This is a genomic window from Fodinibius sp. Rm-B-1B1-1 (assembly GCF_038594945.1).
GTDB classification, from domain to species: domain Bacteria; phylum Bacteroidota; class Rhodothermia; order Balneolales; family Balneolaceae; genus Fodinibius; species Fodinibius alkaliphilus.
On the sequence record NZ_JBCFYD010000002.1, the window covers coordinates 1,473,460 to 1,500,273 of the forward strand.

A 26,814-nucleotide genomic window follows, 5' to 3' on the forward strand; every position below is an offset into this window, starting at 1 on the left:
ATCAACGCCAGGATACTGAAAGCACCTTATCCCCGACTGTGATTCTATCCACGATCTTCATCCCATCAATGACCTGACCAAAACGAGTGTAATTGCCATTCAAATGCGGCATCCACTGGTGCATCACAAAATACTGACTACCCTCAGTATCGGATCCGGCACTGGCAATACCCACCGCCCCCCGCACAAATTCTTTGTCTGAGGCTTCTGTCGGTATCACAAAATCTGGACCTCCAAAGCCATCCTGTCGCTCAATGTCCCCACCCTGAATAACAAAATTGGGCACGACTCGATGAAATGGGACATCTTCGTACGCACCGGATCTGCTTAAACTATCCAACATCGCTACCGTTGCCGGTGCCGAAAGGGTATTTAACTCGATGTCGATACGTCCCTTCTCGGTAACCAATCGCATCGTTGGTTCCATCCCAAGTTCCCAAAGCCGTTCCCAGTCAATCGAACGAAATTCAGCCTGTGACTCTTCAGGTACCGTAACATCATCCCAGCCGGCACTTGCTAACGATTGACTAAGCGGCACATAGTTTAATGACGCTAATGAATCAATTACAGGTTTGGCCTGCTTTTCAAACTGCTGCTTGTAAAGCGAACCGAATGCCTGGTAAACCTCAATATCTTCGGGAAGTGAAAATGCAGATAACGAGCTATTAATCTGATTGAAATCATCCGAACTAAACAAATTCTCATCTTCCAATAAAGGGGCAGCCATATAATGTACGCCTCGATCTCCAAGTGCTAAGGCCTCAAAAACGATATTTCGAATTGAATCAACCTGATTTTGGGTCCATTCCAAGCCCGACGAAGCATCCGATAAACCTTGCAATGCATACATTGCCGAACGTGTATCATCTCCAGCAACTAATTGATCTATGCGATCCAAATAGTTATCTGGCGATTCCACTTTTTCATAGACCGCTAACACCTGAGGCCACAGATATGGATTCTCTTCTCCAATAGCCTGCAACCTTTCCTTATATTCATTAACAATGTCGACATCCACCGACTGTACATCCTGCACTGCCTGAAGCCAAACTTCATGAGCTACATTGTCATCGGTAAGTATTTCATCCCTAACGTAACTATACAAATCACCATCCTCTTTCAGGCGCCCTTGCAAACTCTGTAGCGTCCGACTTTGCACATGTGGGTTTTCATTGGTCAACAGTATTTTGGCGGCTAACAAATTGTTATCGTTGAAGGATATCTTTCCAATTGAAGTAGCAAGCTCATACGCCAACTGAACTTCGCTATCCAGCATTTGCTCCCCGTTATAAAAAATGGTCATTTCATACGTTGTGCGGGCTGGTAATATCTTATTAACAAACTGATCCACATCGCGACTCATACCCGTCCCCATCAATTGCCATCGCTTATATAATGTGTCTTGAGCCGTATTAGAAAGCCTCGCTTCATCTCCCCGATACCATCCATACAAAAAAGCCTTTGTAGCATCATAATTTTCGGTATCAAAAGCATGTTGTATAACACGAATTTGTCGGTTTTCTCCCCCCGCTGCATAAGCCTCAATTAATCGCCCTACCGCCAGCGCATAATGATATTCAGTTTTGGCATCGACATCGTCATACCGATCGAGTAAAAAGGTGAGCGTTTGTTGATTGCCTTGCTGACCAAATACACGGGCGATCCCTGCTCTTTGTTTTGGATGTTCCTCCCAATCCTGTTCGAGTATTTGAAAATGTTCATCTTTTAATGCGTGCTGACTTATCCCAAACCATGCCACACCAGTGTTTTGCTCTTTGGCTAAAGCGATATACTCAGATAAAGAATCATCTTCTACCGGTGTATTTGCTAATGCTCGCCACGCCTGGGCCCGAACCCCATCATGTTTATGAGATAAAAATGGCTTGAGCTGTTCAGCATCCCTTTTTTGAATAACTGTATATAAATCCGGATATGAAGCTTTAAGCAGTGAATCAGTTACAGGCGTATCGCTTTGAAAGGAACCTGAACTACTCGATGAAAAATACAGTAAAAGGAAAACACCGACTATTATTATCAGAATAGTAAACCATGCTCGAAGTCGGATATATTTCATCGGAGGAAATGGGGTTATAAAAGATTATACAGAAGGGTTATGATCTTTTGCTTCTTCCACGCGAGAGGGATCTTTTTTATCACGAACCGTTTTCAGCCGCCCATTACCATCTTTCCGAGCTTCGTGCAGCTGAGAGTCTTTAATCCATGCTCGTCCGCCGTCATGCTGAAAGCGCTTACTGTTTTTAAACATGAATGCTTGCTCGTGCAAATCAGGTAATTTCTTATCCATAACAATAGGTTTCTTTTGGGATGTAATTCATTGCCCATTATACAATTTTAACAACTATAATTCATAAGATTTTTAGCTTTGCTTTCAGCAATGAAAAGCTTATATTTGGCATTCTGTAGCCAAAAGAATTTACAACAATAAATTAAAGAATTAGATGTACGCAGTAGTAAAAATTGGTGGACATCAATATCGCGTATCAGAAGGCGATGTCCTTTTTGTTGACAAGCAAAGTGACGAAGTAGATCAAACGCTCACTTTCGACGAAGTATTACTTACAAATGATGACGGCAATGTAACGGTAGGTCAACCTGTTGTAGAGGGTGCTGCTGTTGAAGCTACATTGTTGGACAATGTAAAATCCGACAAAGTCATGGTATTCAAGAAAAAGCGTCGCAAGGGATATCGCGTTAAACGCGGCCACCGTCAACCGATGTCACAGATCGAAATTAACAGCATTTCTACTTCCGGAGGCGGGAGCAAGAAAAAAGCTAAAAAATCAGACGATACTGAGGCTTCTGAAAGCCAAGGAACAGTATCTACTGATATGACGGCCAAAGAGGCTATCAGTCATATCCGTAATACGGATCTCGATGACCTCAAAGGTTTTGTTCCCGAAGATGAAGAGCGGGTTACCGTTTTGGATGCTTGGAACAGTAAGCAAGAAGGATAATTCAGAAATTTTAGACAGTTATGGCGCATAAGAAAGGACAAGGATCTACAAAGAACGGTCGCGATTCGATATCGAAGCGACTTGGAGTTAAGAAATATGGCGGAGAAGTTGTCAAAGCTGGTCACATTATTGTACGTCAGCGTGGCACTAAGTTCCACCCCGGCGAAAATGTAGGCCGCGGCGGCGACGATACGCTCTTTGCCAAAGCAGCAGGACAGGTTACATTCCGCGTTCGCTCCGGTGGACGTAAATACGTGAGTGTTGAGCCTGTTTCCTAATTATAAGTTTTAGGATTTTTTTGAGCCTTGGTTTCTCACGAGACCAAGGCTTTTTTTATATTCTACCGCTATGAAAAAAACACATATCCCCGGTCTTCCCCATTTGCAATTTCGTAACATCTTTTGCATTGGTCGAAACTACGTTGAACATGCCCATGAACTTAACAATAAAGTTCCCGGTCAACCCCTTGTTTTTCTAAAACCGACCAGCAGCATCATCTTTGATGGTGATGAAATTCATATCCCGAAAGCAAGTAATAACGTTCACCACGAGGTGGAACTAACGGTAGCTATTGGGAAGGCAGGAAAAAACATCCTCAAAGATAACGCATTGGATTATGTGGATGGGTATGGCATAGGCATTGACGTAACGGCACGAGACATCCAACAGCAAGCAAAAGAAAATGGACACCCTTGGTCGGTGGCTAAAGGATTTGATACGTTTGCACCGCTTAGCAGTTTTGTTTCTTCTGATAAGATCGCAAATCCACAGGACTTGGATTTGCGACTTACAGTGAATGATGAAGTTCGACAGTCAGATAACACCAAATTGATGATCTTTCCTGTAGCAGAACTCATTCATTATTTATCTACTATCTTTACGTTGCAACCCGGTGATATGATTATGACAGGTACTCCAAAGGGCGTTTCTCCAATTCATAAAGAGGATAATATTAAGGCTTCTCTAAACAACGGACTTGCAACACTTTCGGTAACAGTAAGCTGATCCATGAATACGCGTATCCTATTTACAGCAATCATTTTTCTGGGTATTGGTATAGCTACAACTACGGCACAAGAATCAACGAATTTCGATCCTACTGCCGCTACCTATTTGTGGCCTACCAAAGCCAGCTCGCACCTGTCTTCAACATTTGGTGAAACCCGTTCAGCTCACTTCCATGCCGCTTTGGATATTAAAACCTGGGGACGTCGCGGCTATGAAGTCTATGCCACCCGCAATGGTACTGTAGATCGTATTGCTATTGGACCAAGAGGCTATGGCAAGGTAGTCTATCTTAAACATGATGACGGTTCATATTCAGTATATGCACATCTGTTATCATTTAATAATCAACTACAGCAACTGGCCGATTCAACCCGTTTTGCCAATGGGTATCAGTTTGAAATGAAGAAATTTTTAAACTGGAAAAAAATAGAAGTTAATCAAGGTGATCTGATCGGATATAGCGGAGCTTCGGGTATTGGTCCCCCTCATTTGCATTTTGAACTACGAACGCCCAATCACCGGCCTTTTAATCCTCTGCTGACTAATTTATCAGTAACCGATAATATTCCTCCTCAAATCCGTGATATTTCAATAGAGCCACTAAGTCCCCAATCCTCTATTGAAGGAGAAAATAATATTTACACTAAACGCGCTCAATTAAATGGCGATACCTATGATTTTGGAACCGTAACCGTTGATGGTCCTATTGGATTGGGAATTAACACCTTCGACCAAGCCAATCGTGTCCATAACAGCTATGCCGTTTATAAACTAAAACTTATCGTTGATGAAAATAAGTTATTTTCCTCAAAAGTGGATAGCTTTTCGTATCACGAAACTGACCAAATGTTTATTGATCGGGTATATCCCCTTTTACAGAAAAAAAACAAAGGATATCAACGACTCTATATTGCTGATGGAAATACGCTCCCCTTTTATGAAACAGACTCCCAAAAGGGCATTTTAAATTTACCTCCCGGGGAACATAAAATTACCATAGAAACTGAGGACTTTTATGGTAACAGTTCGACTGCACAGTTAACACTGCAAGTTCAAAAGAAACAGAATAAGGCTACCCAACCTTCTTATGATCAGAAAAGAGTAACCCCTACTAAGATTGTTCATTCCCCAAATGATTGGAACTGGTTTTCAAACTGGGTCACCCTTTCACAAGATCAATTTCAGCATATCACGGTGGGAATAACTGAACAAAAGTCATTAATAGCTCATAATAGTGGCATGGCCCTTGACCTTCGCCACAGCAAGCAAACATTTATGAATATTCCGGGAGTGGGGCCTATTTCATTCTATCGTTTAGTACCCGAAAAGCAGACGTTCATTTCGTCTTCACATCAGGATGGATTTGCTCGTTTCCCTCAACATACGTTCTATGATACCGTATCTGTTGGTATGAGCATAGAAAATCACACTGCCGACTCTGTTTCCGTTCGCATACTTCCCAATGCGTATCCGATTAAAGATGAATACTCGTTTTATATCAACCGAGATTCTGCGCTTAGTGATACTACTAAACTTTCTTTTTACCATTGGGATGAGGAAGACAATGAATGGGAATGGGTTCCCACTTCCTTTTCTGAAAAGTTCATTATCAGTAAAACCGAGTCATTAGGTACCTTTGTTCTACAAAGAGATTCTACACCACCCAAAGTTGAAAATCCAAGAGTTCGGCAACGACCCGATGGCAAGTGGGTTATCTTAATTAATGCTATTGACGATCTATCAGGTATCGATCATAATAATGCTACCATAACAGTAAATAATGTACGTGGTATTGCAGAGTTTGAACCCGAGTCAGATCGTTTTGTGTATTACCATCCAACTTTTAGTCCTACTGATTCCATGAAGATCGATATTTCTGTTTGGGATAAGGCGGGAAATAAATCAGTACAACGTTTCCAGTTAAAGCACAGCAGTAGAAAATAAAAAAGGGAGAAGCTATGAAGCTCCTCCCCACTAAAAACTGTTATTCTAATCCTTTATAGGTGTGCCGTACAACCAATCTCAACCTTACAATTTTTAGGTAATGTCTTAACGGCAACCGTTTCTCGTGCGGGTGGATCATTTTCAAAGTAATCGCCGTAAATTTCATTTACGGTTCCAAAGTTATCCATATCATCAAGAAAAATGCTACACTTTATCACCTTGTCAAACCCCGAGCCGGCCTCTTCCAAAACCGCTTTTAGGTTTTTCATTACCTGTTTTGCCTGCGAACTCACATCATCGCCTATAAATTCCATGCTTTCGGGATCCAAACCGATTTGCCCTGAACAATACACGATTCCATCGTGTACAACAGCCTGACTGTAAGGACCTATCGCTTCGGGTGCATTTGAAGTATGAATAATTTTCTTCATAATCTATTATTGTATTGAAGTTGCGTTTTTATTTTTAAGCTCGACTAAAAATTCATTTAAATATAAAGCAAATTTTTTAGGGTGTTCCATCATTGGGGCATGTCCACATTCATCAATCCATTTTAAGCGCGAATTTGGCAAGTCTTTATGAAACTGTTCGGCCACCTCAGGCGGGGTAATTTCGTCTTGCTTTCCCCAAATAAGTAGAACATCCTGCTTAATTTCCGGCAAATACTTTTCCATACTATACTCATGAGTCTCTCGAGCAATAGCCAATACATTTAACAGATTTCCCCGGTCATTAATAACCTCCATAATCTCGTCCATTAATTCTTCGGTCACAAAATCATCATCATAAAATGTAATAGCGGCTTGTTGACGCACATAATCACGATCATTACGCCGTGGAAACGTGGACCCAAAATCCCGTTCCTGTAACCCCGAGCTTCCTGTTAAAATTAAAGCAGCAACATTATCAGGATTTTGGACCGTGTATTCGAGAGCAAGATGCCCCCCCATGGAGTTCCCCAGCAGAATCGGATTTTTAATATCCATTTCCTCCATGAAAGAATGCAGCCACTTCGCCATTTTAGTAAACTTTAACTGTCGAACACTAAAATCATACAGTGGAATAGAGGGAACATAAATGTTATAGTCATCTATATAGTCAACTAAGGCATCGTAATTACTAAGTCCGCCAAACATTCCGTGTAGAAAAACAAGATCAGGTGAATCCTCTGTACCCTTTGAAATTTTTAGAAACTCAAAATCGTTATGCTGATGACTTTGGAAGAGGCTTTTGCCGAACATAAATTTGGGTAATAAGTAAGTTATCTGTGAGTTATTTTTAAGTGCGCAATATAATAAAATTAACCATTAATATTGCAGAAAGGGCTATATATAGTTACTTTCTGCAATCACGAATGGATATTCTAATAACATTGAATTTATAGCAATAAAAAAACCATGTTTATTAAAAAATTACCACATTTACTTGTAACATTGCTCGCGGCGATTTTGATCGGCTGTGGATCTTCAAATCCGATGGTCGAAGAAGCCCAAAATAACCTCAAAGGTCAAGATTTTGAGGCTGCTGTGGCTTCTGCGGAAAAATCAATCGAACAATTTCCGGGCGATCCTCTGGGATATTATTACAAGGCCGTTGCGCTGGGCGAACTTGCCGGGTCAAAAGAAGATCCTGCCGAGCGTGCCGACTATTATAAAGAAATGAACGAATCTTTTGAAACAGCTAAAGCTGTTGCCGACACTTCTGAAAACAAACCAGGAGAAATTGAAAATATTTCTGGTGTTAAAGTGGCTATATGGCAAAATGAGTTTCAGCGTGGAGTAGATCTTGCTACTGATGACAGTGTGATGAGCACCGTAGAAAATCCAATGGAACAATCGTTGGCTCACCTTCGCAATGCAACTAATGTACAACCTGACAGTGCAAGCACATGGAACGTACTTGCGCAAATAGCTGCTCGTAATCAGCAATTTGAAGAGGCTGTTTCTGCGAAAGAAAAATATATGGGCATGATCTCTGAGTCAGAAATTGACACTGTTGATTATATGCACCTGGGGAACTACTATTTCAATTTGGATAACGACAAAAAAGTAGTAGAGGTTTTCGAAAGAGGCCAAGAACGATTCCCGGAAAGTGAACCTATCGTTACCAATCTTGCTGATGCCTATGGCAGAGCAGGGCAAGCAGAAAAATCTATTGCAACGCTCCAAAAACTCGTTGACCAAGACCCTGACAATGCGCAGTACCGCTTAGTTATGGGTACCCAAATTTATCAACAGGCGCTACGCCTGCAAGATTCTGTGGGAACGAATTCACAGGAAATCATGGAATTGCAGAAAAAGCTCCAGAAAGCCAATTCTTCTAAACAAGAAGAAATCAAAAGCCAAATTGATGAGCTCAGTGCTCAAAACGAAGAGCTGTTAGCTGAAAAAGAAGAGCTTACCAACCGTGCTGAGAAAGAAATCAAAAAAGCTCTGGAAATACGTCCTGATGATCCTGCTGCCTACGAAACATTAGGAGTCATTTATCAAAATCGTGCTAAAGCCCTTTTCGATAAGCGAAATAGAACTTCAGATAACGAAGAGGCTGCCAAATATGACGAACAGGGTAAAAAAGACATCCGTCAGGCAATGGATTATTATGAACAAGCTGTAGAACTTGATCCAGAAAATAAAAATTACTGGAGAAGCTTATTCCAGATTTACACATTCCTTGGTATGGATGAAAAAGCTCAAAATGCTATGGAAAAAGCCGGCATGAACGAATAAGCTCAATCACTTAACTCAACAATTTACGTACACTTTTATGATTCACTCTTTCACCCGAATTGCAAGCGTTATGCTTGCATTCGGGTTCTTTATTAGTTGCTCTACATTACAATCTTCAAACCCACAATCTGCTTCGAATAAAACGCTCACCGAAAAGGAGCTTAAGCAAGAAGTTTCCTCATTGGAAAGCAGGATTTCTGAGGCTCCTGATCAACCTGATCTTCATTTCGAAAAGGGTAAACTCCTTACGGAACTTGCTAAAAAACAGAAATTGCCTACAAATCGCGTTACCCCTTACACCAATGCACGACAGGCTTTAGAAAAAGCGCTTCAATTATATAATGATTCAACGGAAGCAGCTGATCAAGTGAAGGATCTGCTCAATGTAACATGGAGCCTGGAACATAACGAAGGAGTCAAATTTTTTCAGGGTGAGTCAGACCAAAAACCTGATTATGAAAGAGCTTCTGCCCACTTTAACAACGCAACAATTATCATCCCTGATAGTGCTAATTCATATACCATGAGAGCACGCGCTTTATATAAAAATCAACAGTCTCAAAAAGCTATTGGGGTTTTAGAAAAAGCACAGAAACAGATTGACTCTCCTCCTGCTGAACTATTGGAACAACTGGCCTTTTTGTATTTGGAAAATGATGATCCTCATAAAGCTGTTGCTGTTTATGAAGAGGCGGAATCTTTTTCTGACCAAAATTTAAACTTACTACATGGGCTATCGAATGCATATATAAATGCGGGTAAACACCAACAAGCTATTGTATTGCTCAATCAGCTTATTGAAAATGAACCTCAAAACATTATTTATGCTCAAACATTAGGAACGGAATTGTTCTTTGTGGGGAAATCTCAGCTGGATTCTATTTTTACCGCTCTTGAAAATGGAACCCCGCTCGAAGAAACACAATTTGACAGTGCTGTTACAACGGTAGAAAAAGCTCGGGAGCAATTTGAACTACTTGCTGAAGAGAATCCTGAAAATACTGATGTACAAAAACGAACAGCTAATTTTTACTATAATATTGCCTCGAGATACCAAAACCTTATACCTTTGGTAGCTGATGAACACCAAGAGCAGTTAGAAGAAAAAATGACTAATTATCTATCTGCTTCTATTCCATTTTTTGAACGACTTGCGACGCAAAACCAGCAGGATCAAAAACTTTGGGACCAGTTATATAAGATATATTCTATTTTAGGAATGGACGAGGAAGCACAAAATGCTAAGGCTAATCTTTAATCGTATTTAGCAATGAAATTCAATACTAAAACCATTCATGCGGGACAAAAACCGGAAGAAACATCGGGTGCCGTTATGCCTCCGATTTTTCAAACGTCCACATATGCTCAAGAAGCACCTAATGTTAATAAGGGATACGACTATGCTCGGGTAGGAAACCCTACACGAACAGCTCTTGAAAAGCTTATTGCCGGGCTTGAAAATGCAGATGAATGTGCATGCTTTGCCAGTGGATGTGCTGCGATGGATGCCGTACTCAAAATGTTTCGTCCCGGTGATCAAATTATTGCTTCAAACGATCTCTATGGTGGTACCTATCGACTTTTTACAAAGGTATTTGCTCCATACGGCATTGACTTTACCTTTGTGGATATGACCGACATTGAAAATGTAAAAGAGGCAGCCACAGACGATGCAAAATTACTTTGGATAGAAACGCCTACTAATCCCCTCCTTCGGGTAGTTGATATAGAGGAGCTCACTACTTTTGCCCAAGAGCAAAATATTTTATCGTTGGTAGATAATACATTTGCCTCTCCCTATCTACAGCAGCCGCTTGATTTGGGAGCTGATATGGTGCTCCACTCAACCACAAAATATCTGGGGGGACATTCTGATGTTATCGGTGGAGCTGTAGCGACTTCTAACGAAGCGGTTATGGAACAGCTGCAATTCCAGGTGAAAACGACAGGAGCAGTGCCCGGCCCTATGGATTGTTACTTGACTTTGCGTGGAATTAAAACTCTTTCGGTACGAGTACAACAATCTGTTGATAATGCTAAAAAGGTAGCTGAGTTCTTAGATAATCATCCCGACGTTGATGAAGTTATCTATCCAGGACTTGAAAGTCACAATCAGCATGAAATAGCAAAAAAACAGATGAGCGATTTCGGTGGAATGGTTTCCTTTTCGTTGAAGGATGATTCCATGGAAAAAGCACAAGAATTTATGAGCCGGACCACAGTATTTACACTGGCAGAAAGCCTTGGAGGTGTTGAATCATTGATTAGCCACCCAGCCTCCATGACACACGGTTCGATCCCCAAGAAAGTACGAGAGAAAGCGGGGCTCAAAGATTCCTTAATTCGACTTTCAGTGGGTATCGAAGATTCCGATGATCTTATTGAAGATTTGGATCTGGCTTTTGAATAATACACCAGATCCAACACAAATTTTAACTTCTAAAACAGATTATTGTTATGCGTAATGTTGTAATTGTTGATGCAAAGCGGACCCCCGTGGGTTCTTTTGGAGGAAGCTTATCATCTTTTTCAGCTCCTGAATTAGGTGCCGCAACAATCACCGAACTGATGAAATCATCGGGCATTAAACCAGAGCAAATTCAAGAAGTAGTATTCGGCAATGTGCTCACAGCTGGTGTTGGCCAGGCCCCAGCACGTCAAGCCGCTCTTAAAGCAGGACTTTCGGAGCTTACACCAGCCACCGCCATCAATAAAGTTTGTGCCTCGGGTATGAAAGCAATTATGGTCGCAGCAAACCAAATTCAGCTCGAAGAAGCTGATGTTATGGTTGCTGGTGGAATGGAAAGCATGAGCAATGTCCCCTATTATCTAAGTAAACATCGCTTTGGGTCTAAACTGGGACATGCCGAGGCGCAGGATGGAATCATACGCGATGGTCTTTGGGATGTCTACAACGATTTCCACATGGGAAATGCGGCTGAAATCTGTGCGCGTGAATGCAATATCAGCCGTGAACAACAAGATAAATTTGCTATCACTTCGTACAAACGGGCAATTAAAGCTCATGAAGAAGGGTACTTTGATGATGAAATCATCGAAATGAAAGTCAAAGACCGTAAAGGCAATGTATCCAAAGTGAAAATGGATGAGGAGCTGAAGCGAATCAACTATGATAAAGTTCCCAAGCTGAACCCCGTTTTTGAAAAAGATGGAACCGTTACTCCCGCAAATGCCAGCAGCATTAATGACGGGGCCGCTGCAGTACTTTTGATGAGTGAAGAAAAAGCTAAGGAATTGGGATTAACGCCACTTGCCCGCATTGTAAGTCAAGCAAGTGCAGCCAAAAAACCAGAATGGTTTACGACGGCACCTGCCGATGCAATGCCAAAGGCGATGAAACGAGCAAAGCTTGATAAAGATGAAATTGATCTTTTTGAAATAAATGAGGCATTTTCGGTAGTATCCCTTGCCAACGAGCAAATTTTAGAACTTGATCCTGAAAAGGTAAATATTCATGGTGGGGCCGTTAGTATCGGGCACCCTATCGGATGTTCCGGTGCTCGTATTATGGTAACCTTACTACATGCCTTACGCCGAACTAACGGACAATTCGGTTGTGCCGGAATCTGTAACGGTGGCGGCGGAGCTTCGGCAATGGTCATAGAACGTTTAAATTAAAATATTTTGAAAAACCGAAAGCAGGGTGAACAATTTCATCCTGCTTTTTTATTTTTCATATATTCTGATAACTTTATATCAAGATAGTAAAAGAGCGTTTTTCTAATCGACAACTCGTTAAATAACTTGATAAGGCGCTAAATGTAGTTCTATTTTAATTTTTTTATTATGATTAAGAAAGCATTATCTCTTTTTGCCCTTCTAATCGTTTCAGCAGGGCTATCACATGCTCAGGTTGGTATTACTTCCGTTCCTTTTTTACAAATTGAACCTGATTCCCGGGCGGCAGGTATGGGTAATACTGGTGTTGCCATTGCCGATAATGCATCAGCAGTATTCTGGAACCCAGCGGGACTGGCTTTTCAAAAAGGTAACCAAGTAAGTATCACCCACAGTGAATGGCTTCCGCAGTTTAATGCCGACCTATTTTATGACTATTTAGTTGGAAAATATCACGTGAAAGATATCGGTACATTTGGTGGACATATTACCTATCTCAATCTGGGCGAACAGTTACGCACCGATGAAACCGGCCTGGAACAAGATCGTTTTAAAAGTTATGAATTTGCAATTGGCTTATCGTATGGGTTAAAACTCAACCAAAACTGGTCGCTGGGTACCGGTTTTCGTTTTATTTATAGTAGTCTGGCTGATGGTAGTGTAAGTGGACAAAGTATCAATCCGGGATCAAGTGTCGGAGTTGATCTCTCAGGATTATACAAATCAAACCCATTCACCGTTATTGGTAAAGAAGCTAATTTTAACGCTGGGCTAAATATTTCTAACATTGGTCCCGGGGTCCATTACACCGACAACGCCCAAAAAGATCCTCTGCCTACTATTTTTCGACTTGGATGGGCTTTAAATACAAAGCTTGATAACGACGGTATCCACAAGCTCACCATTGCAAATGATATTTCTAAAGTAATGGCCCGGCTTGACTCTGAAGGAAATCCCAACGGGGTAATGAACTCCCTGTTTTCATCCTGGGACAGCTTTACACGTAATACCGGAACTGGAGAAGTAACCCTTTCCCTTCCACAACAGCTGATGTATGCGGTAGGAACTGAATACTGGTACAATGATCTTTTCGCTATTCGTGGCGGATACTACTATGAAGACCCTAACAACGGAGACCGCCAATATATGACCTTGGGCGCAGGTATTCGTTACAAATTTCTGGGTGTAGATTTCAGTTATATAAATACCCTTGGGGATGAAAATCACCCTCTTGCCAATACAACCCGTTTTGGTTTGCTCTTGAACTTCTAATGCGGGCAAACCAGCGTTAATTTAATGGGCATTAAAAACATTATTCACTTGTATAAGTAAAAGGCATGCTGTTAATAAGCATGCTTTTGTTTTTGGTATAGGGCAAAACGTTGTGTCCGGGAATTTTACTTTCATTTTGGGCTAACTTTTGACTTCGATATCCTAAATAATGATTAAAAAGAGCATCACTTTGTTTGTTTTTCTGGGGATTCTTGGGGGTGCTTCTCATGTTCAATCCAAACAAAATAAACAGGATATCGATATTGATAAGCTAAAGCCTCAAATAAATTATGCCCAATCCGATCGCTTTTATGAACCATTGCAGCAAAAACCCGGCTGGGCCTTACTCAGTTCAGCAATAGTGCCGGGAAGTGGGCAAGCCGCCAACAAAAAGTGGATACGAGCCGGATTGTACTTCCTTGCCGAAGCAGCTATGATTGGTATCTACTTGAAAAGCTCCCATGATGCTCGCTTGGAGGAGCAGCGATATGAGCGTTTTGCCAACAACAACTGGAGCGTCATAAACTATGCCAAATGGTTGGTAGAATATCACGAACAAAATAATTTGTCCAACAGTTATATTGACGAACTGGAACAAGAAGTTGAAAATATTAATGCTAACTACCAACCAGACAGCGACTGGAATAAAATCGATATCGAGTTACTGCGCAATGTAGAACAAAATACACCGTTTGTATATCCAGAGCATATCGGAAACAATTTCTCTCACGTCATGCCAAAGTATGGGTCCCAACAATATTATGAATTGATTAGCAAATACTATCAATATGGACCCGGCTGGAATGATTTTACTGCTCAATATCAACTTCAGTGGGATGGCAGCAACATGCCGAAAAACTTTCTTTTGGGCGCCCAATTAGCCCAGGATTACAATGACACCTATCGGTTAGCTGGGAACATGGTCTCATTTATGATATTAAACCATATTGTATCAGCATTTGATGCTTATTTAACGGTAAAACTAAAAAACAGGAAGTTAGAGGCTGATACTAATCTCTTAAATATACACCGCGCATTTTTATTTAAATTTCACTTTTAAGAAATAGCCAAAGAATCATATTTTTAGCACATGTGGTCAAAATTAAAAATACTACTTACCAACAAGATATTTTATATGAGTCTGGGCGGACTCATTATGACAGGAGCTCTATTTTTAGTGCTGCTCGATTTCATTATTATGCCAGCCTATACCAATTATAACGAAGGCGTTACCGTACCCGATATTACACAAGTTTCGCTGGAAGAAGCCCAAGAACAACTTGCCTCGTATGGACTTCGATATGAAGTGGCGGAACGCCGATCTAATACGGCCTATCCCGCTGATTATGTAATTGATCAGATGCCTGCTGCCGCCGAATTGGTTAAGCCCAATCGCAAGGTATACCTCACTGTTAATACCGAATCAAACCCCACCGTCGAAGTTCCGCGTGTGGTTGATCTATCACTTCGTAATGCACGGGTACAACTCGAAAACTATGGCTTGCGCGTGGGAACCATTAGCCATATTTCTTCCCGATTTAAAAATGTAGTGCGGCAATCTGTGGATCCCAATAAAACAGTACCTAAAGGAACGGTTATAGACTTAGCTGTTGGGGATGGCCTGGGCGAAAAGATGGTTAAGATCCCTGACATTCAAGGATTACGACTTTCTGAAGCCCAGCAGAAGCTACAGCAAGCGGGGCTTCGCATTGGAGAAATCCGGTTCCAACCAAGCAAAGAATATGATCCCAACGTGATTATTAATTATCAACCTCAGCGACAAGAAGTAAAAGAGGGGGAAACACTAAAACTGATTGTTTCTGAACGATACGAGGCAAAAGAAGAATTAGAATCAGGAGCTGTTATTGATACTTCCAATGTTTCGGCTCCAGATACAACCAATAATTAATGAAAATGAATTTTACACTTCCCATTTTAGCACCATCCATTTTAGCATCCGATTACACCCAACTGGGTAATGAGATTGAAAAATGTAATAAGGTTGACATACAGTGGCTCCACTGTGATATCATGGATGGACACTTTGTGCCAAATGTCAGCTATGGACCAAAATTTGTAGAAGCGGCCGGAAGTTGTACTAATGCCTTTCTGGACGTACACCTGATGATTGAAAACCCGGATCAATACATTGAACATTTTGTGGATGCCGGAGCTGATCAGATTACAGTTCACCAAGAAGCATGTCCACACCTGCATCGTACCATCCAAAATATCCACAGCCACGGCATAACAGCCGGGGTCGCCATCAATCCAGGAACCTCTCTGCAAACCATCGAACCGGTGATTAATGACGTAGATCTTATTCTTTTAATGAGTGTGAACCCTGGTTTTGGTGGACAGTCATTCATCGAACATACGTATCAACGTTTGCAACAGTTAAATGCTATGCGTGATGAACACGGGGCCGGATTTTTAATAGAAGTTGACGGTGGGGTTAACCTCGATAATATCCAAAAAGTTACGCAAAGTGGTGCCGATGTATTGGTTGCAGGCAGTGCTGTTTTTAAAGCCAAAAATGTCCCTAAACGAATAGAAAACCTCATCGAGAAAGCAAAAGTGGGCAAAGGAATGGTGGTTTAGTAAAACACAGCCGAAAGCGTTCCTTCATGATTTAATATTTACAATAAATTCATACAATTTCTTTATTTTTCGATTCACATTTGTAATTAAATTTGAGGCCATTTATCGCAGATCAATCCACTATCAGCGAAGAAACGTATGAAATAAAAGATGTTGAACCCGTACTTATTTTAGGGTTTCAGGATGAACATCTTAAAAAGATCGATCAAGCGTATCCTGAATCTAAAATAACTGCTCGCGGAAGTTCTATTAAGATTTCTGGGCCGGGTGAAGATTGTAAGGAACTGCTTGAAATCTTCACTGAGCTGGAACAGATGGCCCTCCGTAATGATGATCTTACCGATAGCGATGTTGAAACTGTTCTGGCCTTGAAGCAAAGTGACAGCAAACCCAAAAGACCAAATCCCCTACGTGATACACGTGTCACTGGTGATTTTATCCTAAACACGCATACCGGAGAAGCAATTACTGCTAAAACACCAGGACAAAAACAGATCCTGAAAGCAGCTGCTGCAAATGATATTGTGTTTACCATTGGTCCGGCCGGAACAGGAAAAACCTATACGTCAGTAGCCTTGGCGGTGAAGGCACTAAAAGAACGAAAAGTAAAAAAGATCGTACTTGCCCGTCCCGCTGTTGAAGCTGGTGAAACACTTGGGTTTTTACCGGGTGACTTGCGCGAAAAAATTGATCCCTACCTGCGTCCACTCTACGATGCACTTGAAGATATGATTGAGTATGATCGACTGGAGATGCATCTGGCAAAAAACAGTATCGAAATTGCCCCGTTGGCCTATATGCGTGGACGTACGCTCAACAACGCATTTGTCATATTGGATGAAGCTCAAAATACAACCAATATGCAGATGAAAATGTTTTTAACACGTATTGGATTTAACAGCAAAGCCATTATTACTGGTGATATCACCCAAACTGATCTACCTCACAAACAAAAGTCGGGACTTATTTCTATTCAAAAAATCCTAAAAGATATCGATGGCATTTCGTTTGTTTACCTGGATGAAAACGATGTAGTTCGTCATAAATTAGTGCGCGATATTATCGAAGCTTACGATAAGTACGAGAATAAAAAGAACAAAAAATCATAAGATGGCAACCAAGCAACTAACGGCCCATCCCCTTTACGAAGGCACCTTTAGCGTTGGATTAGATAAAAAATTTAATCGGATAGATCGAGAAGACCCTCCTGCCAAAGGAGCTCTTAAAATTTCTTTGAATCCATTTTTGATTCAGTCCGGTGATAAAAATATTCTTTTCGATGTAGGAATTGGTGACTTTGGCGAAGATACGAACACAGATATCATTAAAAAAAATCTTGCTGAACACGATCTGACCGAATACGATATTACTGATGTTTTTGCCAGCCATCTGCATTACGATCACATTGGCGGACTAGCCGGACGTTCATCCGGATATTGGGAACTCACCTTTCCTGAGGCCAATGTATGGGTTTCGAAAAAAGGATGGGAAAAAGTTATGGGCCAAGAGGAATATTACGATGAGGAAAAGACCGCTTTTGCTCACTTTTTAGATGCTAAAGCAAATCTGCAATTTCTGGATGACGAAGACCAACCCTATCCTGAAATAACCGTTAAAAAAATTGGTGGTCATACTGAGTTCTCGCAAGTCTTACTTTTTGATGATGGTAGTCAAAAATATCTGATGGCTGGTGATGTATTAGCTACACGAGGAGAAGTAAATCGAAAGTTTGCAGCAAAATACGACTTTGATGCCGATCAGAGTATGAAAATCCGCAAAGAGCTAACAAAAAAGGCTTACGAAGAAGGTTACACGGTAATGGGTTACCACGATTCGCATCATCCCCTATTTAATCTCACCGACCACGACGAACAACAAGGCTATAAAATTGAATCTATTGTATGATGGCATATCCTGAATTTACAGGCGATATTTTCAGCTATTTGGACGAACAGGTATTGCCCGACTCCATCGAAGCTGCCATTATTTTAGGTTCTGGGTTGGGTGGTTTTGCAGATCAGATTAAAAATCCTTCTCCCCTTCCCTACCATAACATCCCTGGTATGCCGGTTTCCTCGGTAGAAGGACACGCTGGAGAACTCATTTTTGGAGAAGTTAATGGAAATAATGTGATGGCTTTTTCGGGTCGTTTTCATCACTATGAGGGGTTTTCGTTTGATGAAACAGCCACTCCGGTTTATATCGCCAATTATCTTGGGGCCAAAAAGCTTATTGTTTCGAATGCCGCCGGAGCTATCAATACTTCTTTTTCGGTAGGTGACCTTATGGTTATCGAAAGCGTTATTCGCAGTAATTTGTCAATCTCCCCACGTGGCAACAAGCGGCATCGATACAATCATCACCAATGGGTCCCAAAAGTACGGAAAATTGCCGCTGAATTAGGATTAGTAACCCAACAGGGTAACTATATGTACGTTACTGGCCCCAATTATGAGACCAAAGCCGAAATTCGTTCTTTCCGAAAAATGGGAGCTGATGCAGTTGGGATGTCTACTGCCACTGAACTTTTTGAGGCTGCTCGATTAGATCTTAAAAGTGCCGCAATCTCATTGATCACTAATATGTCTACCGGTGTAACCGGCGATAAACTGGATCACAAAGAAGTAAAAAAAGCCGCCGATGCCCGTAAAGATGATTTTGCAAAATTGGTTACAGCTTTAATTCAAAAGCTTTAGGCAGCTGATCTATACATCCAGTGTTTGCTGGTTTCCATACTTCTCTAAGTATTTTTTTAGCTTCAACTTTTTCCGTGTGCTGTCGCTGGTCATATAGCGTACCTTGCCATATATAGGACGCTCTTGCCAAGCGCGATCAAAACGACCGAAAATCCAGAAAATACCCGAATAACTATTGGGATCGCGGCCATCGATTGCATAACGATTATTTAGCTCAATCAGATAGGCCAACGCAATTTCAGGATTGGGCGTCCATTCAAGCACTTTTTTACCCCAAAGCATCCGCAGGTAATTATGCATTTCTCCTTCCTCTCTGAGCTGCGTCTGCGCGGCATTCCAGATTTCATCATGCGTTTGTGATTGGGCAAATTCCTCCAACTCATAGACATATTCCCGGGGATCTTCCTTGTGTTTTTCCAACGTTTTAAGCGCCCAATCCGGCAGAGAATCGTACTGATCATATTCCGATTCGTGATGCGCGAAATGAAAACCAACCTCCCGCCATGTAATAACTTCGTCTAAAAAAGCGTCAATGTTAGGGTCTCCATTAAAAAAACCACCCGTAGATCCTTTATTAAAGGTTATACTATCCAAATCCCACCCCTTAGGCTGATGGTCAAGTACGGCATCCACTATTTCGTATTCTGATATTTTACCAAAATGCAACCATGGGCTGAGTCCACTGGTCGCATTGATATCAGGATCGTTGCGATGCTTATCATATTTTGAAAGTCTACATTGAATGAATTCTTCCAACTTATCAAGCGCTGCCTGACGTGTCCCCTGCAAATCAATCTTGCCAACTTCATGATTAATAGGCAATGAGCTGATAAATGATTCACGGTCTTCAAGTTTTTCATCTGCCGGTGGGTATTTCGTCAAAAACTCATCATCAAAAGAAATAGTATTTTCATTTTCTAAATCATCCAACGGATCTTTCTTCGGCGGATGCGTAAAACCCTCCACAAAATTACGCTGCATAATCTTCCGGAAAAAATAGGCATTGTAAGGCGCTTTATCCGTTAATCCTAATGGGATAATCCCATTTGTATCTACCGTGACATAGGGGACCTCTAATTTGGGGGCGACTTTTTCGTTATGCTTTCGAATAATATATACCGGAAACTCATCCGAAATAATGGTACAGGCCTTATCCGCTAACTCATAAAAAAGCTCACTGCCAGTACCAGATCCATCTTCAACATAAGAGTAATAATTTAAGTCTTTTTCTTTTGCAATCGCCCTATTTTCCTGCATTCCTTCCATCAGAAAGTGATGGAAACGATCTGACGCCCACGGGTAGTCACTTTTCAACCCTTCATAAATAAGCAACGGCTTCCCCAACTTGTTAGCCCAACCCACTGCATATTCCAAAGCATAATTATACTGAAATCGACGATTGATCTGCATCCAATATAGCACATAATCCCCATCAGGATGCGGTTCTTTCTCATTTCGCTTAAAAACTCGTTTGCTGTTGATGTTTTTCATAAAGTAAAATTATTCAAACTGTCTTGAGCTTAGCAACAGCTATTATCCCCTGCACATTCCAACAAAAATTAACTGCTTGCAAAAATAACAATAAATGCCTATTAATAAGTGTATTTTAAACACTTTGCATATTCCATTTGTGACCATAATGCCTATGAATTCGTATTTATCAGTACGATGGATTATTCTGTTTTCTCTCACATTTGTAATTAACTTCTTTATTCCTAATACCGCCCAATCACAAAGTACCCATGTGCATGATCCGGTAATGATTGAAGAGAATGGTACGTACTATCTGTTCAGTACGGGTCGGGGGATTTCCGTGCAATCATCCAACAATCTGGAGGATTGGACACGTGAGAAACCGGTTTTCAAAAATGCCCCTAATTGGACTACAGAAACACACCCCAATTTTAGGAATCACATTTGGGCACCAGATATTGTTGAGTATAACGATACCTACTACCTCTACTACTCCGTTTCTCGATTTGGCACCAACAATTCTGCCATCGGCGTAGCCACTAATAAAACACTTGATCCGGATGCCCCCGGTTTTGAATGGAAAGATCGGGGCATAGTTGTACGATCTGTACCTGGTCGCGATATGTGGAATGCCATTGACCCTAATCTAACCTTCGATAAGAAAGGCAATCCGTGGCTTACCTTTGGTTCGTATTGGTTGGGAATTAAGACCGTTCAACTCCAAGATAACCTCACAGAAACTGCCCCTGCTTTTGAATCTTGGCAAACCATAGCATCCCGGCATCGTTACTGGAAATTAGATGAGCGTGATGCGGGGAATAGTTCCAATGGAGATATAGAAGCCCCATTTATTTTCAAGAAAGATGGATATTATTACCTGTTTGTATCTTGGGATCAGTGCTGCTCTGGCAAAGAAAGTACCTATAAAATTGTAGTGGGACGATCCCGTAATATCACCGGTCCATATCGCGATCGAGCTAATCGCAAAATGACACACGGCGGTGGAACCTTGGTAGCTAAAGGTAATGAGCAATGGGCCGCTGTAGGACATAATGCCGCTTATACGTTCGACGGCACCGACTACCTGGTTTTTCACGGCTATGATAATTCGGATGAGGGCAATGCCAAACTTATCATCAAGGAAATTTCTTGGGATGATGGCTGGCCAACTATTTCGCTATAACAATATTCTAAAATATGTATCCTTAAACACTAACAATACATTGCCATGAAACGCTTACTAATTGTTTTTGTACTAAGCTTTGCTGCACTAATCAGTTTAACGATAGAACCGACTCAAGCCCAGTCAGATCGAGATCAAATTCCTATTCATGATCCGGTTATGATCGAGGATGACGGCACGTATTACGCCTTTGGAACCGGCAAGGGTATAGCTGTTTGGTCTTCTCCAGATATGAAGAACTGGCAACCCGAAGACCCTGTTTTCGATTCCGCCCCAGAGTGGAGTCTGGAACTTGTCCCTAATTTCGACAATGTGATTTGGGCCCCTGATATCGCTGAACACAACGGCACTTTTTACCTTTATTATTCAGTTTCTCAATTTGGTCGCAATAATTCAGCAATTGGAGTTGCCACAAATAAGACCCTAAATCCCGAGTCTCCTGACTTTGAATGGGTGGACCAAGGTATTGTTGTACAATCAGTGCCAGGGCGTGATATGTGGAATGCCATTGATCCTAACCTGGCATTTGACGATGAGGGCACACCATGGCTATCATTTGGCTCTTTTTGGATGGGATTAAAAATAGTAAAACTAAAGGATACCCTTACCGAAGTTGTCGAAGCACCACAAAAGCAAGAATGGCACACTATTGCTGCTCGACATCGTCATTGGAAGGTAGATGAACGCGATGCAGGCGATGCAGCTAATCCCGAGTTGAACTATGAAAAATTGTACTCTGAAGATTTGCTCGAAGCAAATAAAAATATGGAAAATGGTGCCGTAGAAGCTCCATTTATCTTTAAAAAGAACGACTACTATTACCTCTTTGTTTCTATGGATCGTTGTTGCCGTGGCCTTAATAGCTCGTATAAAATTAAAGTAGGCCGATCCAAAAATATTACTGGTCCATACTTGGATAAATCTGGTGAAAAATTAATTCATGGTGGAGGAACACTTATTGCCAAAGAGGATGAAAACTGGGCTGCGGTAGGACATCAAGCTGCTTACACCTTTAATGGTACTGATTACCTTATTTTTCATGGCTATGACAAATCTGATGAAGGAAAAGCCAAGCTAATCATCCGTCAAATAAATTGGGATAACAACTGGCCCGAAATTTCACTTTAACCATTTACTATTTTATCTGGATTCTCTTATTAACACGGAATGGATTCCGATGCTTTGAAGTTGTACTTCCTTAAAATTTATCTCAAAAAGCGAATATATATACCAATCTAAATAAAATGGCTAACACACCTGGAGTAATTTTTGACATGGATGGTGTAATTGTTGATAGCAATCCTGCTCATAAAAAAGCCATCCAAATATTTTGTAAAAAACATAATCAGGATGTATCCAAAACTTTTCTTGAAAACCGATTATACGGTCGTACAAATAAAGAATGGATACCTGAACTTTTTGGAAAAATCAGTGATAAAAAACTCCAAGAACTCGCAGATGAGAAGGAGCAGATGTTTCGTGATATGTTTGCACCAGAAGATCACATTGTTGAAGGTATTCATAGCTTTTTGGATGAGTTAAAAAACAACAATATCCCAATGGCTGTTGCAACATCAGCACCCGGCGAAAACGCCGATTATATTCTGTCTGGACTCTCTATAGCCCATTATTTTGATGCTATCTTGGATTCTTCACACGTTACCACCGGTAAACCTGATCCTGAGGTTTATTTAAAGGCTGCTGATCACCTAAATAAAAAACCTACTAACTGTATTGTTTTTGAGGATTCCGTTTCGGGGGTAGCAGCAGGTCGCAAAGCCGGAGCAGAGGTAGTAGGTGTACTGACAACCCATACAAATGAAGAGTTATCTCCCTGTGCGATGACCATTAATAACTTTGTTGACCTTACCGTTCAACAAACCACTGAATTAATTTATTCTCTGAAAAAATAATTACCCCCTCACTTAGAGCGTCTTTTCTAATAAAAAAGGTCCGTCGATATTTTCGACGGACCTTTCTATTTATAAATATTTCCACTCTCTCTAACTGAAATAGATGTAGATAAATCCAATTACGACTACCAGTAATACAGATAGTGTTACATCTACCCAGTTCCAACTCTCACGAGATTTACGTTTATCTTCTTCGGTAAGTGTACCGTAAGTCAATCCAGATATTTTCTCATATTTTGGAGGTTCTGTTGCATAACTTACACCAAACATTACTGCAATGCAGGTTAAGAAAATAAACAGGCTATAATATTGGAAGAAGATATTATTGACAATCCAAAAGAATGACCCTTCGGCATAAGACATATCTCCCAACATTACGGGTGTGTCTATAGCCAATCTGAATAGTCCCAGAAATAATCCTACAAACAGTGCCCATAATGCCCCTTGCTTATTGAGTCTTTTGAAAAAGATTCCAAAGAAAAAGACCACAAATATAGGCGGTGCCAAATACGCCTGTACACCTTGCAAGTAATCATATAATCCGCGACTTCCTTGAATCACCGGTATCCAAAGTAAGCCAATAACAACCATGACAACCGTAGCAAGACGTCCCATCCATACAAGATGCTCTTCGGATGCTTCGGGTTTAAATTTGCTATAAAAGTCCATGGTAAAAAGTGTTGACGAGGCATTAAATACACCGGCTAATGAACTCATCAAAGCAGCTAATAGTCCTGCGACAACGATACCACGGATGCCTACAGGTAAAATATGAGCCACTAATAACGGAAAGGAAGCTTGGGCATTTTGATTAATAATCTCTCCCTGCTCATTTAGCAACTCTTGCTGCATAATCGCTAAATCCCCAGATTTTGCCAATGCAAAAGCAATAATCCCGGGGATGATAAATAAAAATACGGGCAGCAATTTCAAGAAAGCAGCCGCAATAGTTCCTCGACGACCTTCCTTTTCATTCGGCGCACCTAAAGCTCTCTGAACGATATATTGATCGGTAGTCCAGTACCATAAACCTACAATAGGAGCAGCAAACAACATACCCAACCAAGGATAGTTGCTGTTAAAATACCATGCCATTTGATCCTCTCCCATCACAGGAGCCCACGTAGCCTCAGTCCCTTCAGGGACGATTGGTTTCCAGAGGTCAAACATTTCAGGTCCTGCAACTTCAACAAGACGACTCCAACCACCAATTGCGTCCAAGCCGTAATACAGTACCATAACCGACCCAAAAATAAGTACCAGGGTTTGCACGGCCTCGGTGTAAGCTACGGCACGAAGCCCACCCAGCACCGTATATAACCCAGTAAATACAATAACAAGCACCGAACCGAGCCAAAAACTATTCATCCCCATAAAAGAAAGTTCAGGCATCAAAACACTGAATACAATACCGCCGGCAAAAATACCTACTGCAATCTTAGTAAGTACGTATGCCAATAATGACACTCCCGAGAGCACCGTCCGAGCCATGGGTGAAAACCGTTTTTCGAGGAATTCAGGCATCGTAAAAACACGTGAGCGAATATAGAATGGCAACATCACCCATCCTAAAATCAACAAACACCAGGCATGCAGCTCGTAATGTGCCATTGCTACACCATCAGTAGCCCCCGTTCCGGTAAGCCCCACCAGATGCTCAGAACCAATGTTTGAAGCAAATATTGAGGTACCAACAATAATCCACCCCAAATGCCGACCGGCAAGAAAATAATCGGTTGTTGTGTCTGTTTTTTGATTTATTACCCACCAGGCCAATCCCGCAATCAGCAAGAAATACAGCCCAATAACAATCCAATCAATTGCTGCTAATGTTCCCATAAAACTCCTATGTAGATGATTTTTGTTAGTATTTTATTTGTATCCCAATCCACAAAAGTATTGACCGTTCAAAGTATACAGTCAACTACAGCATTATACCTCCCACCATGTGGTCAGGGTAAATCATTAAACCTCAAGATATTCGATATCGAGAATGTTACAGAGCATTTGCCATTTTTGGCGCTGATCACCCATCAACAGTGTTTGATGATGAGTTCCACCAGCTTTAAGCCAAGCATCGTTGCAGGCACGCAATCCTGAATCCGGTTTAAAATGGAAATACGGCATTTCTATCGTAGGATATTTTTTAGAATCTAATACCTCACCCTGTGCTGTCACTAATCGAAATTCTTCTCCCTCGATATGGACTAACGAAACAATCGTTGCAGGACCCGGTTCCACGCGAAATACCGTTGTTGGGGGATTATTCAAGTCTCCGATTCCCAACTCCCGGTTGGCCAAACGAACAGGTTCATCTTTACGGGCAACCTTCCAATTTCCTTCCCCCATGTGACTCATAAGCATCGATTCACGCTTAAAATCCATGGCATACATTTCAGTAAAATGGGCATCCTCATCGAGGATATGACCCGCTGCGACCATACTGGCCGTATTGGTATCTCCTTCAGCGGCATAACCATAGCCTTCAGCCATCAAATTCGAGGCCGCAAGCATATTGATCTGTTCAAAACGTCCATCCCCTTTGAAGGTATCAAAATGGGCTGAAAAGCCTCGATAGTTTCCATCTTCTAAAAACTTCTTAAAGCCCAAATACATGCGCACAGCATAACGAAAGTTTTCATCAGGCATATCATCATCGACATCAAAACGATCTCTTTCTATAGCCATTTGGCTTTCAACTTCTTCTTTGGAGACCGATTCCATATTTCGAAATACTTGCCCCATATATTCTCGGTTAACTTCGGGACCAATGATGCGGGTAAATGCTGCCTCATCAGAAAGCGTATCTCCCATACCGTGCATTTTCCCAATAGAAGCGATCTTCATCTGTCTTAATTCAGAGGCCGCCTGCGCTGCATGAGCCCAATCTCCAACATAATCTTCAAACTCATCGCTTTTCCAATCAGCAGAAATCACTTCGAAATTGTCACCACAGGTTCGCAAAATGGCATTTGCCATATCTTGTGCACCATGAATACCCTGGTTATAGGTTAGGTCATCCATATCCCAGTCGGTTGTGACTTCGGATACAGGTTGAATATTCGCTAATAACAAAGGGAGATTATTCTTCTGCAACGCGCGAACAGTTCGCATTGCCGGCCCGTAGGTAAGCATAACGATCATCACCCCGTCCAAGTTTTTGTGATTAAAATCTCCAAGAATCTCTTCAATATCTTCACGATTTCGGGCAGCACCGGGAAAATCCCACTCTGCTACATCGCTGAGTTGTTCACAAACCTCTTGTGCATATTTTTCCTGATGTTCTGTGATACCCGGAATATCATCATCGTATAATTCCTGCATGATACCCAAAAGGCCGATTCGTGGTTTTCGCTGTTCAATCATTTGTAGATAACTCTAAAA

The 26,814-nt window shown here is 41.3% G+C and carries 25 protein-coding genes; 18 read left to right on the forward strand and 7 right to left on the reverse strand.

The annotated features are described in order from the left end of the window. Position 1 precedes the first annotated feature (1 nt). Both AAFH98_RS13690 and AAFH98_RS13695 read right to left on the reverse strand, forming a co-directional pair. Positions 2 to 2,074 (reverse strand): peptidylprolyl isomerase, encoded by a 2,073-nt coding sequence (locus AAFH98_RS13690; RefSeq protein WP_342523337.1) that lies wholly within the window; start codon positions 2,072 to 2,074, stop codon positions 2 to 4. Between the two features lie 24 nt (positions 2,075 to 2,098). Then, the gene (locus AAFH98_RS13695) at positions 2,099 to 2,305 is read right to left on the reverse strand and encodes a hypothetical protein (RefSeq protein ID WP_342523338.1); all 207 of its coding nucleotides are present in this window, start codon (positions 2,303 to 2,305) and stop codon (positions 2,099 to 2,101) included. Positions 2,306 to 2,459: 154 nt separating this feature from the next. Between AAFH98_RS13695 and rplU the strand changes: the two genes are divergently transcribed. The 4 genes from rplU to AAFH98_RS13715 all read left to right on the forward strand — a co-directional run bounded on the left by rplU (position 2,460) and on the right by AAFH98_RS13715 (position 5,927). Further along, positions 2,460 to 2,975: a 50S ribosomal protein L21 gene (gene rplU, locus AAFH98_RS13700; protein WP_342523339.1), complete on the forward strand. Its 516-nt coding sequence runs from the start codon at positions 2,460 to 2,462 to the stop codon at positions 2,973 to 2,975. Positions 2,976 to 2,995: 20 nt separating this feature from the next. Next, positions 2,996 to 3,253 (forward strand): 50S ribosomal protein L27, encoded by a 258-nt coding sequence (rpmA, locus tag AAFH98_RS13705; protein ID WP_342523340.1) that lies wholly within the window; start codon positions 2,996 to 2,998, stop codon positions 3,251 to 3,253. Positions 3,254 to 3,323: 70 nt separating this feature from the next. Beyond that, positions 3,324 to 3,980, forward strand: a complete 657-nt coding sequence (locus AAFH98_RS13710) for a fumarylacetoacetate hydrolase family protein (RefSeq protein WP_342523341.1) — start codon at positions 3,324 to 3,326, stop codon at positions 3,978 to 3,980. A gap of 3 nt (positions 3,981 to 3,983) precedes the next feature. Next, complete coding sequence (locus tag AAFH98_RS13715; RefSeq protein WP_342523342.1) at positions 3,984 to 5,927, forward strand: M23 family metallopeptidase; 1,944 nt, start codon at positions 3,984 to 3,986, stop codon at positions 5,925 to 5,927. Positions 5,928 to 5,980: 53 nt separating this feature from the next. Here the strand turns inward: AAFH98_RS13715 and AAFH98_RS13720 are convergent, their stop codons facing one another. After that, on the reverse strand, positions 5,981 to 6,358 hold the full coding sequence (locus tag AAFH98_RS13720) for a RidA family protein (protein WP_342523343.1): 378 nt from the start codon (positions 6,356 to 6,358) through the stop codon (positions 5,981 to 5,983). 6 nt (positions 6,359 to 6,364) lie between these two features. Beyond that, positions 6,365 to 7,168 (reverse strand): alpha/beta fold hydrolase, encoded by an 804-nt coding sequence (locus tag AAFH98_RS13725; protein WP_342523344.1) that lies wholly within the window; start codon positions 7,166 to 7,168, stop codon positions 6,365 to 6,367. 156 nt (positions 7,169 to 7,324) lie between these two features. Here AAFH98_RS13725 and AAFH98_RS13730 point away from each other — a divergent pair, with 156 nt between their 5' ends. From AAFH98_RS13730 to AAFH98_RS13780, 11 genes are all read left to right on the forward strand, one after another. Next, a complete protein-coding gene (locus AAFH98_RS13730; RefSeq protein ID WP_342523345.1) occupies positions 7,325 to 8,653 on the forward strand; it encodes a tetratricopeptide repeat protein in 1,329 nt (442 codons plus the stop codon). Between the two features lie 70 nt (positions 8,654 to 8,723). Beyond that, positions 8,724 to 9,911, forward strand: coding sequence for a tetratricopeptide repeat protein (locus AAFH98_RS13735; RefSeq protein ID WP_342523346.1), 1,188 nt, complete (start codon positions 8,724 to 8,726; stop codon positions 9,909 to 9,911). Between the two features lie 12 nt (positions 9,912 to 9,923). After that, positions 9,924 to 11,063, forward strand: coding sequence for a cystathionine gamma-synthase (locus tag AAFH98_RS13740; protein WP_342523347.1), 1,140 nt, complete (start codon positions 9,924 to 9,926; stop codon positions 11,061 to 11,063). Between the two features lie 47 nt (positions 11,064 to 11,110). After that, complete coding sequence (locus tag AAFH98_RS13745) at positions 11,111 to 12,292, forward strand: acetyl-CoA C-acyltransferase (RefSeq protein WP_342523348.1); 1,182 nt, start codon at positions 11,111 to 11,113, stop codon at positions 12,290 to 12,292. A gap of 168 nt (positions 12,293 to 12,460) precedes the next feature. Beyond that, a complete protein-coding gene (gene porV / locus AAFH98_RS13750) occupies positions 12,461 to 13,564 on the forward strand; it encodes a type IX secretion system outer membrane channel protein PorV (protein ID WP_342523349.1) in 1,104 nt (367 codons plus the stop codon). Between the two features lie 190 nt (positions 13,565 to 13,754). Beyond that, entirely contained in the window at positions 13,755 to 14,624 is an 870-nt protein-coding gene (locus AAFH98_RS13755) for a DUF5683 domain-containing protein (RefSeq protein WP_342523350.1), read from the forward strand. A gap of 30 nt (positions 14,625 to 14,654) precedes the next feature. Next, a complete protein-coding gene (locus tag AAFH98_RS13760) occupies positions 14,655 to 15,473 on the forward strand; it encodes a PASTA domain-containing protein (protein ID WP_342523351.1) in 819 nt (272 codons plus the stop codon). 5 nt (positions 15,474 to 15,478) lie between these two features. Beyond that, positions 15,479 to 16,165 carry a ribulose-phosphate 3-epimerase gene (gene rpe, locus AAFH98_RS13765; RefSeq protein ID WP_342523352.1) on the forward strand — a complete coding sequence of 229 codons (687 nt, stop codon included), beginning with the start codon at positions 15,479 to 15,481 and terminating at the stop codon, positions 16,163 to 16,165. A gap of 122 nt (positions 16,166 to 16,287) precedes the next feature. After that, a complete protein-coding gene (locus AAFH98_RS13770; protein ID WP_407935513.1) occupies positions 16,288 to 17,274 on the forward strand; it encodes a PhoH family protein in 987 nt (328 codons plus the stop codon). A gap of 1 nt (position 17,275) precedes the next feature. Further along, a complete protein-coding gene (locus AAFH98_RS13775) occupies positions 17,276 to 18,070 on the forward strand; it encodes an MBL fold metallo-hydrolase (RefSeq protein WP_342523354.1) in 795 nt (264 codons plus the stop codon). Continuing rightward, on the forward strand, positions 18,067 to 18,861 hold the full coding sequence (locus tag AAFH98_RS13780) for a purine-nucleoside phosphorylase (RefSeq protein WP_342523355.1): 795 nt from the start codon (positions 18,067 to 18,069) through the stop codon (positions 18,859 to 18,861). Before AAFH98_RS13775 ends, AAFH98_RS13780 begins: the two co-directional genes overlap by 4 nt. 9 nt (positions 18,862 to 18,870) lie before the next feature. On the opposite strand, the gene AAFH98_RS13785 is transcribed toward AAFH98_RS13780, so the two are convergent. Beyond that, complete coding sequence (locus AAFH98_RS13785) at positions 18,871 to 20,352, reverse strand: hypothetical protein (RefSeq protein WP_342523356.1); 1,482 nt, start codon at positions 20,350 to 20,352, stop codon at positions 18,871 to 18,873. Positions 20,353 to 20,506: 154 nt separating this feature from the next. Here AAFH98_RS13785 and AAFH98_RS13790 point away from each other — a divergent pair, with 154 nt between their 5' ends. The 3 genes from AAFH98_RS13790 (at position 20,507) to AAFH98_RS13800 (ending at position 23,430) form a co-directional block, all read left to right on the forward strand. After that, complete coding sequence (locus AAFH98_RS13790; RefSeq protein ID WP_342523357.1) at positions 20,507 to 21,517, forward strand: arabinan endo-1,5-alpha-L-arabinosidase; 1,011 nt, start codon at positions 20,507 to 20,509, stop codon at positions 21,515 to 21,517. A 45-nt stretch (positions 21,518 to 21,562) separates the two neighbouring features. Further along, positions 21,563 to 22,645 carry an arabinan endo-1,5-alpha-L-arabinosidase gene (locus AAFH98_RS13795; RefSeq protein WP_342523358.1) on the forward strand — a complete coding sequence of 361 codons (1,083 nt, stop codon included), beginning with the start codon at positions 21,563 to 21,565 and terminating at the stop codon, positions 22,643 to 22,645. A gap of 116 nt (positions 22,646 to 22,761) precedes the next feature. Beyond that, positions 22,762 to 23,430 (forward strand): HAD family hydrolase, encoded by a 669-nt coding sequence (locus AAFH98_RS13800; RefSeq protein ID WP_342523359.1) that lies wholly within the window; start codon positions 22,762 to 22,764, stop codon positions 23,428 to 23,430. Positions 23,431 to 23,520: 90 nt separating this feature from the next. On the opposite strand, the gene AAFH98_RS13805 is transcribed toward AAFH98_RS13800, so the two are convergent. Together AAFH98_RS13805 and AAFH98_RS13810 are read right to left on the reverse strand one after the other, a co-directional pair. Next, positions 23,521 to 25,269 carry a sodium:solute symporter gene (locus AAFH98_RS13805; RefSeq protein WP_342523360.1) on the reverse strand — a complete coding sequence of 583 codons (1,749 nt, stop codon included), beginning with the start codon at positions 25,267 to 25,269 and terminating at the stop codon, positions 23,521 to 23,523. Between the two features lie 126 nt (positions 25,270 to 25,395). Continuing rightward, complete coding sequence (locus AAFH98_RS13810) at positions 25,396 to 26,796, reverse strand: L-fucose/L-arabinose isomerase family protein (RefSeq protein ID WP_342523361.1); 1,401 nt, start codon at positions 26,794 to 26,796, stop codon at positions 25,396 to 25,398. Positions 26,797 to 26,814: the final 18 nt, after the last annotated feature.

What these genes read in the sequence shown, in the direction of transcription:
- AAFH98_RS13775 (WP_342523354.1), top strand. Translation starts at nt 17,276, where the DNA reads ATGGCAACCAAGCAACTAACGGCCCATCCCCTTTACGAAGGCACCTTT.
- rplU (WP_342523339.1), top strand. Translation starts at nt 2,460, where the DNA reads ATGTACGCAGTAGTAAAAATTGGTGGACATCAATATCGCGTATCAGAA.
- AAFH98_RS13760 (WP_342523351.1), top strand. Translation starts at nt 14,655, where the DNA reads ATGTGGTCAAAATTAAAAATACTACTTACCAACAAGATATTTTATATG.
- AAFH98_RS13810 (WP_342523361.1), bottom strand. Translation starts at nt 26,796, where the DNA reads ATGATTGAACAGCGAAAACCACGAATCGGCCTTTTGGGTATCATGCAG.
- AAFH98_RS13780 (WP_342523355.1), top strand. Translation starts at nt 18,067, where the DNA reads ATGATGGCATATCCTGAATTTACAGGCGATATTTTCAGCTATTTGGAC.
- AAFH98_RS13710 (WP_342523341.1), top strand. Translation starts at nt 3,324, where the DNA reads ATGAAAAAAACACATATCCCCGGTCTTCCCCATTTGCAATTTCGTAAC.
- rpe (WP_342523352.1), top strand. Translation starts at nt 15,479, where the DNA reads ATGAATTTTACACTTCCCATTTTAGCACCATCCATTTTAGCATCCGAT.
- AAFH98_RS13730 (WP_342523345.1), top strand. Translation starts at nt 7,325, where the DNA reads ATGTTTATTAAAAAATTACCACATTTACTTGTAACATTGCTCGCGGCG.
- AAFH98_RS13715 (WP_342523342.1), top strand. Translation starts at nt 3,984, where the DNA reads ATGAATACGCGTATCCTATTTACAGCAATCATTTTTCTGGGTATTGGT.
- porV (WP_342523349.1), top strand. Translation starts at nt 12,461, where the DNA reads ATGATTAAGAAAGCATTATCTCTTTTTGCCCTTCTAATCGTTTCAGCA.
- AAFH98_RS13805 (WP_342523360.1), bottom strand. Translation starts at nt 25,269, where the DNA reads ATGGGAACATTAGCAGCAATTGATTGGATTGTTATTGGGCTGTATTTC.
- AAFH98_RS13795 (WP_342523358.1), top strand. Translation starts at nt 21,563, where the DNA reads ATGAAACGCTTACTAATTGTTTTTGTACTAAGCTTTGCTGCACTAATC.
- AAFH98_RS13720 (WP_342523343.1), bottom strand. Translation starts at nt 6,358, where the DNA reads ATGAAGAAAATTATTCATACTTCAAATGCACCCGAAGCGATAGGTCCT.
- AAFH98_RS13695 (WP_342523338.1), bottom strand. Translation starts at nt 2,305, where the DNA reads ATGGATAAGAAATTACCTGATTTGCACGAGCAAGCATTCATGTTTAAA.
- AAFH98_RS13725 (WP_342523344.1), bottom strand. Translation starts at nt 7,168, where the DNA reads ATGTTCGGCAAAAGCCTCTTCCAAAGTCATCAGCATAACGATTTTGAG.
- AAFH98_RS13740 (WP_342523347.1), top strand. Translation starts at nt 9,924, where the DNA reads ATGAAATTCAATACTAAAACCATTCATGCGGGACAAAAACCGGAAGAA.
- AAFH98_RS13745 (WP_342523348.1), top strand. Translation starts at nt 11,111, where the DNA reads ATGCGTAATGTTGTAATTGTTGATGCAAAGCGGACCCCCGTGGGTTCT.
- AAFH98_RS13790 (WP_342523357.1), top strand. Translation starts at nt 20,507, where the DNA reads ATGAATTCGTATTTATCAGTACGATGGATTATTCTGTTTTCTCTCACA.
- AAFH98_RS13735 (WP_342523346.1), top strand. Translation starts at nt 8,724, where the DNA reads ATGCTTGCATTCGGGTTCTTTATTAGTTGCTCTACATTACAATCTTCA.
- AAFH98_RS13690 (WP_342523337.1), bottom strand. Translation starts at nt 2,074, where the DNA reads ATGAAATATATCCGACTTCGAGCATGGTTTACTATTCTGATAATAATA.
- AAFH98_RS13785 (WP_342523356.1), bottom strand. Translation starts at nt 20,352, where the DNA reads ATGAAAAACATCAACAGCAAACGAGTTTTTAAGCGAAATGAGAAAGAA.
- AAFH98_RS13800 (WP_342523359.1), top strand. Translation starts at nt 22,762, where the DNA reads ATGGCTAACACACCTGGAGTAATTTTTGACATGGATGGTGTAATTGTT.
- rpmA (WP_342523340.1), top strand. Translation starts at nt 2,996, where the DNA reads ATGGCGCATAAGAAAGGACAAGGATCTACAAAGAACGGTCGCGATTCG.